11 protein-coding genes are annotated in these 13,319 nt (G+C 58.2%); 7 read left to right on the forward strand and 4 right to left on the reverse strand.

Features of this window, described 5'->3' with window-relative positions:
* The first annotated feature begins 77 nt into the window (after positions 1 to 77).
* The gene (gene ubiE / locus QMP16_RS13540; RefSeq protein ID WP_282152812.1) at positions 78 to 830 is read left to right on the forward strand and encodes a bifunctional demethylmenaquinone methyltransferase/2-methoxy-6-polyprenyl-1,4-benzoquinol methylase UbiE; all 753 of its coding nucleotides are present in this window, start codon (positions 78 to 80) and stop codon (positions 828 to 830) included.
* On the forward strand, positions 830 to 2,359 hold the full coding sequence (gene ubiB, locus QMP16_RS13545; RefSeq protein WP_282152813.1) for a 2-polyprenylphenol 6-hydroxylase: 1,530 nt from the start codon (positions 830 to 832) through the stop codon (positions 2,357 to 2,359). Before ubiE ends, ubiB begins: the two co-directional genes overlap by 1 nt.
* 95 nt (positions 2,360 to 2,454) lie before the next feature.
* Here the strand turns inward: ubiB and QMP16_RS13550 are convergent, their stop codons facing one another.
* Positions 2,455 to 3,630, reverse strand: coding sequence for an acetyl-CoA C-acyltransferase family protein (locus QMP16_RS13550; protein WP_282152814.1), 1,176 nt, complete (start codon positions 3,628 to 3,630; stop codon positions 2,455 to 2,457).
* A gap of 118 nt (positions 3,631 to 3,748) precedes the next feature.
* Between QMP16_RS13550 and QMP16_RS13555 the strand changes: the two genes are divergently transcribed.
* The 5 genes from QMP16_RS13555 (at position 3,749) to QMP16_RS13575 (ending at position 8,422) form a co-directional block, all read left to right on the forward strand.
* The gene (locus QMP16_RS13555; protein ID WP_058272976.1) at positions 3,749 to 4,312 is read left to right on the forward strand and encodes a helix-turn-helix domain-containing protein; all 564 of its coding nucleotides are present in this window, start codon (positions 3,749 to 3,751) and stop codon (positions 4,310 to 4,312) included.
* Positions 4,313 to 4,421: 109 nt separating this feature from the next.
* Positions 4,422 to 5,606, forward strand: coding sequence for a glycine C-acetyltransferase (locus tag QMP16_RS13560; RefSeq protein ID WP_282152815.1), 1,185 nt, complete (start codon positions 4,422 to 4,424; stop codon positions 5,604 to 5,606).
* Between the two features lie 14 nt (positions 5,607 to 5,620).
* Positions 5,621 to 6,649 (forward strand): L-threonine 3-dehydrogenase, encoded by a 1,029-nt coding sequence (tdh, locus tag QMP16_RS13565; protein ID WP_282152898.1) that lies wholly within the window; start codon positions 5,621 to 5,623, stop codon positions 6,647 to 6,649.
* 63 nt (positions 6,650 to 6,712) lie between these two features.
* Entirely contained in the window at positions 6,713 to 7,591 is an 879-nt protein-coding gene (locus QMP16_RS13570) for a tryptophan 2,3-dioxygenase (protein WP_282152816.1), read from the forward strand.
* Positions 7,592 to 7,594: 3 nt separating this feature from the next.
* Positions 7,595 to 8,422, forward strand: coding sequence for an alpha/beta hydrolase (locus tag QMP16_RS13575; protein WP_282152817.1), 828 nt, complete (start codon positions 7,595 to 7,597; stop codon positions 8,420 to 8,422).
* Positions 8,423 to 8,576: 154 nt separating this feature from the next.
* Here the strand turns inward: QMP16_RS13575 and QMP16_RS13580 are convergent, their stop codons facing one another.
* From QMP16_RS13580 to QMP16_RS13590, 3 genes are all read right to left on the reverse strand, one after another.
* A complete protein-coding gene (locus QMP16_RS13580) occupies positions 8,577 to 9,914 on the reverse strand; it encodes a metal-dependent hydrolase family protein (protein WP_282152818.1) in 1,338 nt (445 codons plus the stop codon).
* A gap of 270 nt (positions 9,915 to 10,184) precedes the next feature.
* Entirely contained in the window at positions 10,185 to 12,668 is a 2,484-nt protein-coding gene (gene infB, locus QMP16_RS13585; RefSeq protein WP_058272980.1) for a translation initiation factor IF-2, read from the reverse strand.
* Between the two features lie 8 nt (positions 12,669 to 12,676).
* A complete protein-coding gene (locus QMP16_RS13590) occupies positions 12,677 to 13,300 on the reverse strand; it encodes an RNA-binding protein (protein ID WP_058272981.1) in 624 nt (207 codons plus the stop codon).
* Between the last annotated feature and the right edge of the window lie 19 nt (positions 13,301 to 13,319).

Raw genomic sequence — 13,319 nt, forward strand, 5'->3', positions numbered from 1 at the left:
CCTATTCCAAAGGGCCGCATTGTGCCCCGGTTCCAGAGCCCTATAACAGAGGCGAAATTCGAAAAACGGCAAGGCTAATGTCCGACAACAGCGACAAGACCACTCATTTTGGGTTCGAAACCGTACGTGAGGCTGAAAAGGCCGGGCGTGTACAGGGCGTGTTTAACTCGGTCGCCTCGAAATATGACGTGATGAACGATGTCATGTCGATGGGCATTCACAGGGTCTGGAAAGACGCGATGATGGACTGGCTTGCGCCGCGCCCAGGCCAGCGCCTGCTGGATGTCGCAGGTGGCACCGGAGATATCTCGTTCCGCTTTTTGAAACGCGCGGGCTATGGCCATGCTACCGTGCTGGACCTGACCGAACCGATGCTGGCCGAAGGCCGACAGCGTGCCGAGGCCGACCAGATGGCCGACAGCCTGAACTGGGTGGTCGGCGACGCGATGGCTCTGCCCTTCGACGACAACACATTCGACGTCTACACCATCTCGTTTGGCATCCGGAACGTGACCCGCCCGCAAGAGGCCCTGAACGAAGCATTCCGTGTGTTGAAACCCGGAGGCCGCCTGATGGTGCTGGAATTCAGCCAATTGCCCAATGACGGGCTGCAAAAGCTCTACGATCTTTACAGCTTCAACGTCATCCCGCGCATGGGGAAACTCATCGCTAATGACTACGACAGCTATCAATACTTGGTCGAATCGATCCGCAATTTCCCGGATCAGGAAACGTTTCTGGGCATGGTCCGTGCGGCCGGATTTGAAAATGCCAAGTACCGCAACCTGAGCATGGGCATCGCCGCGCTGCATTCCGGCTGGAAAATCTGATGCGCGGACCACACAACATCATTCGCCTGATCCGCACAGGCGCCACTCTTGAGCGCACAGGCGCCATGAACGTTGTGCTTGACGCGTTCGAGGCTCCGCGCGCACTGCGGTTTCTGGCGCATGCTTTGGGAAAACCGTTCCAATGGCTGGGTTACAAAGGCGATCCTGACATGCCCCCCGCCACAAGGGCGCTGACGGCGCTTGGACCGGCATACATCAAGTTTGGTCAGGTACTGTCGACCCGTCCCGATGTGGTCGGGGATGAGTTGGCCGAACAATTGCGCGTGCTGCAGGACAAGCTTCCCCCATTCTCCAAAGCCGAAGCCATGGCCGAGGTTGAAAAGGAACTGGGCCAGCCGGTTTCCGAAATATTCAGCGAGTTCAGTGAACCCATTGCCGCGGCCTCGATTGCTCAGGTCCACAAGGCCAAGCTGGTTAGTACCGGCGAAGACGTCGCCGTCAAAGTTCTGCGCCCAAACATTGAACGCGCCTTCCGCAAGGATGTAGACGCATTTTATTTCGCCGCTCGCATCGTGCAGCTATTCGCCCCCGGTGCGCGCCGCCTCCGCCCAATGGAGGTGATCGAACATTTCGACGGCGTGGTCCGCGGCGAGCTCGACCTGCGGCTGGAAAGCGCTGCCGCGTCGGAATATGCGGCCAACACCAAGTACGACGCAGGCTTCTGGCTGCCCCCGGTCGTCTGGTCCCTGTCTGCCCGCCGGGTGATGACGCTCAGCTGGGCCGACGGCGTTCCGCTGGGCGACAACACCGCGCTGGATGCTGCGGGGCACGACCGCGGCGATCTGGCGGAACGTGTGCTGCGCCTGTTCCTGTTGCACGCGCTGCGTGACGGTTTTTTCCACGCTGACATGCATCAGGGCAACCTGAAGGTCGCGGCAAATGGGGACATCATTGCCTACGACTATGGCATCATGGGTCATATCGACGAATATACCCGCCGGGTTTATGCCGAGATTCTCTTTGGCTTTATTCGCCGCGACTACAAGCGCGTGGCCGAAGTGCATTTCGAAGCTGGCTATGTCCCTGCCGACAGGGACGTCGACGAGTTTGCCCGCGCCCTGCGCGCGGTCGGAGAGCCTATCTTTGGCATGGATGCCACTCATATTTCGATGGGACGCCTACTGAATTACCTGTTCGAGGTGACAGAACGGTTCGGCATGGAAACCCGCACGGAACTGATCCTGCTGCAACGGACAATGGTGGTCGTCGAAGGCGTGGCGCGGTCACTGGACTCGCGCATCAACATCTGGGAAGTCGCGCGCCCGGTTGTCGAAGATTACATCAAGCAATCCATCGGTCCCCGCGCAGCACTACGGGATTTTGGCAAAACCGCCATGGTGCTGGCCCGATTTGGCCCGCGCCTGCCCGCTTTGGTGGAAAATGCGCTGATCGCGCAGACGCAAAAGGACGACACTCAAAACAAAGGCCTATCGGCGGCCATTCTTCCAGCAACCATCGGCGCCGCTGCTGGCGCCGCAATTGTCCTGATCCTGACAGCCTTCACCTAAGGCATATCCGTCAGCTTCATCTGGCCAAAATATCCTCGGGGCGAATCGCGCAAGCGCGATGGGGGGCAGACAGCCCCCCCTCTGCCCGATCCGGATCAGATCCGCTCGAAGGCAATGGCGATACCCTGTCCGCCACCAATGCACATCGTGACCAGGCCCTTCGATCCGCCGATGCGTTCCAGCTCGTACAACGCCTTAAGGGTGATGATCGCGCCTGTAGCGCCCACCGGGTGCCCCAAAGCAATCGCCCCCCCGTTCGGATTCACCTTGGCTGCATCCAGCCCCAGTTCTTTGTTTACGGCCAAGGCTTGCGACGCGAAGGCCTCGTTGCTTTCGATCACATCGAAATCCTCGATCGACAGGCCCGTACGCGCCAACAGGTTCTGTACAGCCGGAACCGGTCCGATCCCCATAACCTCGGGACGGACACCAGCGTGACCGTATCCCAGAATGCGCGCCTTGGGTTTCAAGCCAGCCTTTTCGGCAGCTTCTGCCGTTGCCAGAACCATCGCGGCTGCACCGTCGTTGATCCCTGATGCGTTACCGGCAGTCACCCGACCGTCCTTCTTGAACGCCGGGCGCAGTCCTGCCAGCGCGTCGGCCGAGGTCTGCTTGGGGTGTTCGTCGACCGTGAAATCGACCATGTCGCGTTTGACTTTGACCTGAACCGGCGCGATCTGGCTTTCAAAATAGCCGGCACCAATCGCCGCTGCCGAACGGGTCTGGCTGGCAAGGGCAAATTCGTCCATTTGCTCACGCGTGATCTGATGTTCATCCGCCACGTTCTCGGCTGTCACACCCATATGACCGGTGCCAAAGGGACAATTCAGGGCACCCAGCATCATATCGAGCGATTTAACATCCCCCATCTTCGCACCCCAGCGGGCCTGAGGAACGATGTAGGGGCTGCGCGACATGCTTTCGGCACCTCCAGCCACGGCAAATTCTGCATCACCCAACATCAGAGACTGCACAGCGGACACAATCGCCTGCGCCCCGGACCCGCACAGGCGGTTCACATTCATCGCAGGTGTTTCGTTCGGAATGCCCGCTTGTTTTGCAGCGGCGCGCGACAGGTACATATCGCGTGGCTCGGTGTTGATCACGTGGCCAAAAACAACGCTGCCGATCTGGGTCGGTTCGACCCCTGAACGTTCCATCGCCGCTTCTGTCACCACGGTCGCAAGATCAATCGGCGCGGTTGATGCCAGCGCCCCGCCAAACGTACCAATCGCGGTGCGGGCACCATCAAGAATCACGATGTCTTTCATGTCTCTACTCCTCCGGAATTTGACGGCACTATGCATCTGCGGCATCAGGCTGTCCCATGGAACGTACCGTCACAAGCAGAATTGACATATGACGGACAAACGCGCATGAGATTCCGTCATGACGGAAAACCCAGATGATATCCTGACACGCCTGCCCGCACGCCTGAAAGAGGCGCGCAGAGCCAAGGGCCTGTCGCTTGAAGCCGTGGCAAATCTTAGCGGCGTATCCAGATCGATGGTCAGTCAGATCGAGCGGGGCGAAAGCAGCCCAACGATCTCGACCCTGTGGAACCTGACCCGTGCGCTACAGGTGGATTTCGCGGGTCTTCTGGAGGAAGCGAACAGCACGAACCAGATCGAAGTCCTTAGGAAATCCGAGGTGCCCAGTATCGACAACATGGGCCAAAACTGCCGGATTCGCATTCTTTCACCGCCCGAGGAAGCCGGTGGTCACGAGGTCTACGATATTGAGTTTGACAAAGACGGCGCACTAAACAGCCAGCCTCACGCCCGTGGAGCCAGAGAGCAGTTGACCGTGCTGGAAGGTGCCGTTCGTGTGACCTCCGGTACGGCTGTCAGTGATCTGCAGAAGGGTGATACCGCACGCTATGCGGCGGATGTCGCGCATTCGATTGTTGCTAACGGGGCAGCGCGGGTCTTCCTGATCGTTAAAAACGCCTGACACCTGCAAAATCCGTATTCACGGAAATTTTTCCCGTATATTGTCATTCCCCTATTTGGGAATTATGTCCGCTATGTTAGATATGCGACTCAGATAAACGGAGACCGCCATGGCAGATGCATTCTTGTCCCACATTACGGACACCCTCGCGCAGATCGAATCTGAGGGTCTGTACAAGCGCGAACGAATGATCACCTCGCCTCAGGGCGGTGAGATTACGGTGGGCGACCGGAAGGTCATCAACTTGTGCGCCAACAACTATCTTGGCCTGGCCGATCATCCTGCTCTGATAGAGGCCGCCAAAGGCGCGATGGAACCCAAGGGGTTCGGCATGGCTTCGGTCCGCTTCATCTGCGGTACGCAGGACATTCACCGTGAGTTGGAACAGAGGCTGGCCAAATTCCTGAACAAGGACGATTCGATCCTGTTCGCAGCTTGTTTCGATGCCAACGGCGGCCTCTTTGAGCCCTTGTTAGGGCCTGAAGACGCCATCATCTCGGACAGCCTGAACCACGCCTCGATCATCGACGGTGTGCGGTTGTGCAAAGCCAAGCGCTATCGGTACATGAACAATGACATGAACGATCTTGAGGCTTGGTTGAAACAAGCGCGCGAGGATGGTGCTCGGCACATCATGATCGCGACCGATGGCGTGTTCTCAATGGATGGCTATCTGGCCAACCTGCCAAAAATTCGCGAGCTGGCGGACAAATACGATGCGATCGTCATGGTGGATGACTGCCACGCCACCGGCTTCATGGGGCCAAGCGGGGCGGGCACGCCGGATCACTTCGGTGTCGACGTGGACATTCTGACGGGAACCTTGGGCAAGGCACTTGGGGGGGCTATCGGCGGTTACATCGCCGGGCCGCAGCCAGTGATCGACCTGCTACGGCAGCGGGCACGGCCCTATCTGTTCTCAAACTCGCTGCCACCCTCCATCGTCGCCGCCGGATTGGAAGCAATCCGCCTGGTCGAAGAGGGCGACATGCTGCGCGCGCAACTGTTCGGCAACGCGAAGTACTGGCGTGCAGGATTGGAAAATCTGGGCTTTGACCTCCTGCCAGGCGAACACCCGATCATTCCAGTCATGTTGGGTGAGGCGCAGCTGGCGCAAGATATGGCGTCGCGCCTGTTCGACGAAGGCGTCTATGTCTCGGGCTTCTTTTTCCCAGTGGTCCCACGTGGTCAGGCACGGATTAGAACACAGATGAATGCGGCTCTAACAAAGGACGATTTGGACCGTGCGCTGTCCGCCTTTGGCAAGGTCGGCAAAGAACTGGGAGTGATCTGATGCGCCCCAACACAATGAAAGCTTTGGAGAAATCCAAACCCGAGGAAGGCCTGTGGATGGTGCAGGCCCCTGTGCCCGAAATCGACGCGGACGAGGTTCTGATCCGCATCAACAAGACCGGCATCTGCGGAACGGATATTCATATCTGGAACTGGGATGACTGGGCTGCGGCCACAGTGCCGATCCCGATGATCACGGGCCACGAATTCGCGGGTGAGATCGTCGAAATCGGGCGTAATGTCACCGGTCTGGAGATCGGCCAGCGCTGTTCTGGCGAAGGTCATTTGATCACAACCGACAGTCGCCAAAGCCGCGCGGGCAAGTTCCATCTGGATCCTGGTACACGGGGCATTGGTGTGAATGAACAGGGGGCCTTTGCCCAATACTTGAAACTTCCTGCCTTCAACGTGGTACCCTTGCCTGAAGACGTACCTGACGAAATCGGAGCCATTCTCGATCCTTTGGGCAACGCCGTTCATACTGCGCTCAGCTTCGACCTGCTGGGCGAAGACGTTCTGATCACGGGCGCAGGCCCTATCGGTATCATGGCAGCCGCTGTCGCGCGGCATGCAGGCGCACGGCATGTGGTGATAACCGATATCAACCCGGATCGTCTAAAGCTGGCCGAACACGTCGTGCCCACCCTGCGGTCCGTGGATGTCAGCAAGGAAGACCTGCAAGACGTCATCACCGAGCTTGGAATGCAGCAGGGGTTTGACGTTGGCTTGGAGATGTCCGGTTCGCAAGCTGCACTGGACCAGATGGTCGAGGCGCTGGTGATGGGCGGTAAAATCGCCTTGCTGGGCATTCCCCCCGGAAAATCCCCAGTTGATTGGAGCCGTATCGTCTTCAAGGCCATCACCATCAAAGGTGTTTATGGGCGTGAAATGTTCGAAACATGGTACAAGATGATCGCCATGTTGCAGAACGGTCTGGACGTCAGCCGGGTCATTACGCACCAGATGAAGGTCGACGATTTCGCCGCAGGTTTTGACGCGATGAAATCAGGTCAGTCCGGCAAAGTTGTTCTGGACTGGACTTAACGCTCTGGAATTGCGCGGGGTCAGACCCTAAACAGGGGTGAACTCGGGCGTTTGGAGGAGCACATGGGCGACAAGGACCGGTATCTGGAACGCGGGATCGAGGACACTCTGGTCACTGATTTTGCGGAAACCCATCGCAAGAGCTATGGCGACTTCCTGCAGCTCAAGACCCTGTTGAACCTGCAAAAAACGTTTCAGGACCCTGCGCAGCCGGATGAGATGCTGTTCATCATCATCCATCAGGTCAGCGAGCTGTGGCTGAAACTGATGCATCACCAACTGGTCGAGGTGCGCCGGTTCCTGCAACAGGATGAATTCGGCCCCGCGATGAAGAACCTCGACCGGGTCAAGGCGATTCAGCGGCAACTGATCTCGGCTTGGGAAACGCTGCTGACCATGACGCCAGCCGACTACATGACCTTCCGCGAGGCGCTTGGTAGTTCTTCGGGCTTTCAAAGTTACGGCTATCGTCAGATTGAGTTCATTTTGGGCAACAAGGATGCCTCGACCCTGAAGGTTCACGCACATGATCCCGAAGTGATGGCAATGCTAGACGCCGCACTGACAAAACCGTCGCTGTATGACGAGGCGCTGCACATGTTGTCCCGTCAGGGTTTCGATGTGCCGGATGACTTGTTGAACCGGGACTATGCGCAGCCTTATTCCGGCGACAACCGCGTGGTGAAGATATGGGGGCAGGTGTTCCGCAACACGGACCGTTATTGGGATCTTTATGCGCTAGCCGAAAAGCTGATGGACGTCGAATCCCTGTTCCAACGCTGGCGTTTTGACCATGTCACGGCTGTGGAACGTGTCATCGGCAACCAACCCGGCACGGGTGGATCCAGCGGCGTGTCCTTTCTGCGCAAGGCCCTGGATTTACGCTTCTTCCACGACCTCTACGATGTGCGCACCGAATTGATGTATGCGGGGCAGGAGTAGGCGATGCTGTATCGAGGGTTCTCTCAGGATGAGCTGGAGCGTGAATACGCCCCTAGTTCGATGATCGGTGGCGATCTGACACCCTATCTAGACAGCTATACCGCACTCAGCGCGCAGCACCGGGCGAGGATGGACGTGAAGGAAAACGTCGCCTATGGCGATTCGCCGGCGCACGTGCTGGATTTCTTTCCCGCGAAAGGAGCAGGCGCGCCTCTGCACGTCTTTGTTCACGGCGGATATTGGCAAGCGCTCAGCCAGCGCGAATCGGCGATGATGGCCCCTGCACTGTTTGAGGCCGAGCAATCCTTTGCCACGTTGAATTACACGTTGGCCCCGGATGCGCGGCTGGATCAAATGGTCAACGAATGCCGCGATGCCCTGCTTTGGCTGGCAGAGAACGCGTTCAATTTGGGCTTTGATCCGTCGCGGATCACCCTATCGGGGCATAGTGCTGGCGCGCATCTGGTGGCCATGGTCATGGCGACCTCGGCGGATGCGTTGGCCCGCGCGGGATTGCGCGTGCGCGATGTTATCCTGATCAGCGGCGTCTATGATCTGGAACCGATCAGCCTGACCTCGGTGAATGACCCACTGCAGCTGACCCCGGTCGAAGTGCACGATCTGTCCCCGATCCTGCACCTGCCACCCCCCGGTCCTCGCTATCACGTGACAGTGGCGGAACGGGACACGCCGGAATTCATCCGCCAAAGCCGTGATTATGCAGAAGCCCTACGCAAAGGCGGGCATTCGGTCAGCTTCGATTTGCTAAAGGGCATGCAGCACTTCGATATCATCATGCATCGAGGGACGTTTTTGCCGGCAAATCGGTAGTCAAAGGCATTGAAAATCAACTGATTTGGTATTTTCCCTGGAAATTAGCACGACCATTACAAACCTTACATATGTGGCCAAGCTTCGAACGCCCGGTTCGAGCCTAAAGCAGTTGTTACAAAATTGGCTTTGGCCAAAGGACTTCATCTGGAACTCAGTCCAGCGTGTTCTTGTAGACTTTGCCGTCTTTCATGATCAGATCGAAATTCTCATGCGGGTCTGCGATCAGGTCGATATCTTGCAGCGGATTGCCGTCCACAAGGATTAAGTCGGCATAAGCGCCCTTTGCGATTACACCCAAATCACCTTGTTGATAGGGGTGGCGCGGGCCTGAGAGTTTGAGCATTTCAGCATTGGTTGAAGTCGCCATTTTCAGCACCTCGTATGGCGTGTACCAGCGCTGCAATTTGGCAAGGAACGCGCCTTGACGTTCGGCCAGTTTGGGATCGAACAGGATGTCGGTGCCGAAAGCGACTTTCACGCCAACTTCTTTCGCCGTTTTGTAGGTGAAATCTGTACCGTTGGTGACGTCGATCCATTTCTGCTGGCTAACAGGGTCGTCGAAAGAAAAGCCATCCTCGTCATCCAGCAGGGGCTGCACTGACAACCAAACTTCATTGTCGCGCATCAGTTCCATCGTTTCGCGGCTCATCAAAAAGCCATGCTCGATGGACTTAACGCCTGCGGCAACGGCAATTTCCACGGCCTCGTCCGTGAAGACATGAGATGCAACATAGGTGTTGTAGGTGTCGGCCACCTCTACGAAAGCCTCGATTTCGGCCTTGGTGTATTGGCGTACATCCAGTGGGTCATAAGTGGATGACACCCCGCCACCGGTGGAAATCTTAAGCTGGCTTGCGCCCATGCGCATGATTTCACGCGCGCGCTTGACCACTTCCGGAACACCATCAGCCTGCGCCATCAAACCAACGCTGTACCAGTACCATTGCGAATCCGCGCCGTTCGTCGGAACCGCTTGGTAGGGGCGATAGTCAAAGTGGCCGCCGGTTTGTGTCACGGGTGGGCCGGACGGCAGGATACGGGGGCCTTCGATCTCGCCTACGTCAATCATCCGTTTTATGGCAAATGAATTGCCGCCAACGTCGCGCACCGTTGTAAAGCCGCGCATTAACGTGCCTTCGGACCCGATGGCACCCCGCACCGCGACCTCAAGAATATCGCCGGTCACAACCACACTCTGCGGATTGCAACAGTAAAGCGTGTGCCAGTGTACGTCGATCAGGCCCGGCATCAACGTGCGCCCGCCGCCATCGATGACGATACCATTGGCGACGGCGAGGGGTTCTGAGGACACATCTGTGATCAGATTGTCGGTTACAACGACATTGGCATTTGCAATCATTTCCTCATTCACACCATCAAACACGTTGACGTTTGTGAACAGTATCGGTCCCCCATCCTGGGAGAGCGCTTGCGAACTGGTTATTGCAAGAACAATCGACGAAACCGCCGCTAGTTTGGGGAAATGCATTTTCAATTCCTCAGAAAATTCTGTCGGAGACATCATCCCAGCGGAAACAAGCTTTTTCAAGGATTCCGTCACTTTTCTGCAAGGTCGGCTTCGTCCGCACAGCCAACATTGAAGTCAGACTCATCTCATAATTAGGGCAGGATCGCAAAACGAACCGTACTGACTGGATTCAGAAAATCTCATACGTACAATCGAAGGTTCGCAACCATTCACAAAAACAAAACAGCGGCCCGAGTGGGCCGCTGTTTTTTGTTTTACTGTACTACCGGATCAATCCAGCGTCCGGGTGACCTCTTCGCGTTCGAAGATTTCGATCACGTCGCCTGCACGGATATCGTCGTAGTTCTCGAACGCCATCCCGCATTCCTGACCCGACTGAACCTCGGCCACTTCGTCCTTGAAGCGTTTCAGCGTCTTCAGCGTGCCTTCGTGGATCACCACGTTGTCGCGCAGCAGGCGGACACCTGCGGAACGACGCGCCACGCCTTCGGTGACCAGACAGCCAGCAACCTTGCCGACGCCGGTAACCTTGAAGACTTCGCGGATCTCGGCGTAACCGATGAATTTTTCGCGGATCTCGGCGCTCAGCAAGCCCGATGCGGCGGCTTTCACGTCATCGACCAGGTCGTAGATCACCGAGTAGTAGCGGATTTCCACGCCCTTCTGGTTCGCCGTGTTCCGCGCCGACGCATTGGCACGCACGTTGAAGCCCAGGATCGGCGCACCGGATGCTTCGGCCAGACCGACATCGGTTTCGGTAATAGCACCAACGCCCGAGTGCAGCACGCGCACGCGCACCTCGTCGTTGCCGATCTTCTCCATCGCCTGAACGATGGCCTCAGCCGAGCCCTGAACGTCTGCTTTCATCAGAATTGGCAGTTCGTTGACGTTCTCGTCTTCCTTGGCTTTCTGCATCAGCTGCTCAAGGGTCGTTGCGGCGCCAGCGGCAGCGCGTTTGTCCTTGGCGGCTTGTTCGCGGTATTCCGCGATCTCGCGGGCCTGCGCTTCGGTCTCGGTCACGTTCAGAACGTCGCCAGCCTCGGGCGTGCCGTTCAGACCCAGAACCTCGACAGGAACCGAGGGGCCAGCTTCCTTGACGCGTTCACCCTTGTCATTGATCAGCGCTCGGACTTTACCGTATTGCTCACCCACGACGAAGATATCGCCCTGACGCAGCGTGCCGTTCTGAACCAGAACAGTGGCGACGGGTCCGCGACCCACGTCCAGCTGTGCCTCGATCACGGCACCCTGGGCGGCGCGATTCGGGTTGGCTTTCAGCTCCAGAATCTCGGACTGCAGCGCGATGGCTTCCAGCAGCTCATCCAGACCCTGACCGGTGATGGCAGAGACTTCGACGTCCTGAACTTCACCCGACATTTTCTCGACGATGACTTCGTGCTGCAGCAGATCGGTGCGCACTTTGTCCGGATTCGCGCCCGGCTTGTCGACCTTGTTGATCGCCACGATCATCGGCACTCCGGCCGCTTTCGCGTGGTTGATCGCTTCGACCGTCTGCGGCATCACCGCGTCATCGGCGGCAACAACCAGAACCACGATATCCGTGACTTGAGCACCGCGCGAGCGCATCGAGGTAAAGGCCGCGTGACCCGGCGTATCCAGGAAAGACAGCGTGGTGCCGCTATCGGTTGTCACCTGATAGGCACCGATGTGCTGGGTGATGCCACCCGCCTCGCCTGCCACAACCCGCGCATCGCGGATCGCATCCAGAAGCGAGGTTTTGCCGTGGTCAACGTGACCCATGATGGTGATGACCGGAGGGCGCGATTTCAGATCTTTGTCGTCGTCTTCGACCTCTTTGATGACGTCCTCGACATCCGAATCAGAGACACGGGTCACTTTGTGACCGAATTCTTCGATGATCAGCTCGGCTGTATCGGCGTCAATGGTCTGGTTCTGCGTGACCATCATGCCCATGTTCATCAGCGATTTGACAACGTCTGCCACACGCTCGGCCATACGGTTGGCCAGCTCTGACACTGTGATCGCCTCGGGCAGCTGTACGTCGCGGATTACCTTTTCGCGCTCGACCGTACCACCCATGGCTTTCTGACGCGCCCGCTCCTGCTTGCGCTTCATCGCCGCCATAGAGCGGTGACGATTGCCTTCGCCGCCCGTGGCCTGACCCAGTGTCAGCTTGCCGGACCGGCGGTTGTCATCACGGCCTTTGCCACGATTTCCGCGCTGTTCACGCTCGCGATCGTTTTTCCGCGGCGTTGCAGCCGGCGCAGGCTTGTTGGCCGGGCTGCGCGGAGCAGCCGCCTTGGGCTCCGCCGGTGCAGCCGGAGCAGCAGCGCGTTGGGCCGCAATTTCAGCCTCTTTGCGCTTGCGATCTTCTTCTTCGGCCTTGGCACGTGCACGTTCTTCGGCCTCACGCTGTTCGCGTTCCTTAGCCTCTTGTTCCGCACGACGACGGGCGCGTTCTTCTTCACGCGCTTTTTCAGCTGCCTCGCGGGCGGCGGCCTCTTCGACCTCGCGGGCTTTGGCAGCCTGCAGCGCCTTCATCCGGCGGGCCATCTCCGCATCGGAAATCCCGGCAGGGCGGCGCGACGGATCACCCGAGGGCGTTGCTCCGCCACCCGGCTTGCCGGCACCCGGCTTGGGAACCACCACGCGCTTGCGTTTGGTCTCCACCACGACATTCTTGGTACGTCCGTGGCTGAAACTTTGTTTCACATTTCCGGGGCGTGCCCCGCCACGAAGACCCAATGTCTTTTTGCCGTCATTATCGCTCATAAAGCTTCTTACCCTTCCGCGCGGCCCCTGCCGCCGTCATCCGTTTCGCGCAAGCCACGCAGGCGCTGCGCTTCCTCTACAACACGTTTGGCGAGTCCGCCAGAGGCGAGCGCCGCATGAATCACGGTTTGGCGCCCAAATGCCTGTCCCAGCTCGTCCGCCGTCAGCCAGCCGATGTATGTTCCGAAGTGCGGCGTACTCAGTTTCGACTTGCCGCGCCCTGATCCATCAGAGGCTTGTATCAGTACCTGGGCCTCTTCCCGGTCCAGCCACGTCTTGACCTTTTCGTAACCGGCGATCGCATCACCGGATTTGCGCGCAAGGCTCACCAACTCGATCACACGGCGCGCAATCTGACGCTCAACTTCATCCGCGAGATCGTTGGGCACACTGACTTGCGCCTTGAAACCACGTGCAAACAGCTTTTTGCCCACGGCCTTGTCCAGCGCGCTGCGATCCGCCGCGACATAGACGCCACGTCCCGGCAGTTTTGCCGCGACATCCGGAAAGACCTGACCATCCGGCCCCGTCACAAAGCGGATTAACCCATATTTAGGTTGAACCTCGCCCGTGGCGATGCACTTGCGTTCAGGTCCTTCGGACCGATCCTTATGGACGCCACCGCGACCCATTTGCGCCACCCGAAGCCTG

The sequence above is a fragment of the Ruegeria atlantica genome, assembly GCF_947495585.1.
Taxonomy (GTDB): Bacteria; Pseudomonadota; Alphaproteobacteria; order Rhodobacterales; family Rhodobacteraceae; genus Ruegeria; species Ruegeria atlantica_G.

Bases quoted from the DNA above. Each gene is read 5' to 3' on its own strand.
- ubiE (WP_282152812.1), top strand. From the start codon at position 78: ATGTCCGACAACAGCGACAAGACCACTCATTTTGGGTTCGAAACCGTA.
- ubiB (WP_282152813.1), top strand. From the start codon at position 830: ATGCGCGGACCACACAACATCATTCGCCTGATCCGCACAGGCGCCACT.
- QMP16_RS13550 (WP_282152814.1), bottom strand. From the start codon at position 3,630: ATGAAAGACATCGTGATTCTTGATGGTGCCCGCACCGCGATTGGTACG.
- QMP16_RS13555 (WP_058272976.1), top strand. From the start codon at position 3,749: ATGACGGAAAACCCAGATGATATCCTGACACGCCTGCCCGCACGCCTG.
- QMP16_RS13560 (WP_282152815.1), top strand. From the start codon at position 4,422: ATGGCAGATGCATTCTTGTCCCACATTACGGACACCCTCGCGCAGATC.
- tdh (WP_282152898.1), top strand. From the start codon at position 5,621: ATGAAAGCTTTGGAGAAATCCAAACCCGAGGAAGGCCTGTGGATGGTG.
- QMP16_RS13570 (WP_282152816.1), top strand. From the start codon at position 6,713: ATGGGCGACAAGGACCGGTATCTGGAACGCGGGATCGAGGACACTCTG.
- QMP16_RS13575 (WP_282152817.1), top strand. From the start codon at position 7,595: ATGCTGTATCGAGGGTTCTCTCAGGATGAGCTGGAGCGTGAATACGCC.
- QMP16_RS13580 (WP_282152818.1), bottom strand. From the start codon at position 9,914: ATGCATTTCCCCAAACTAGCGGCGGTTTCGTCGATTGTTCTTGCAATA.
- infB (WP_058272980.1), bottom strand. From the start codon at position 12,668: ATGAGCGATAATGACGGCAAAAAGACATTGGGTCTTCGTGGCGGGGCA.
- QMP16_RS13590 (WP_058272981.1), bottom strand. From the start codon at position 13,300: ATGGGTCGCGGTGGCGTCCATAAGGATCGGTCCGAAGGACCTGAACGC.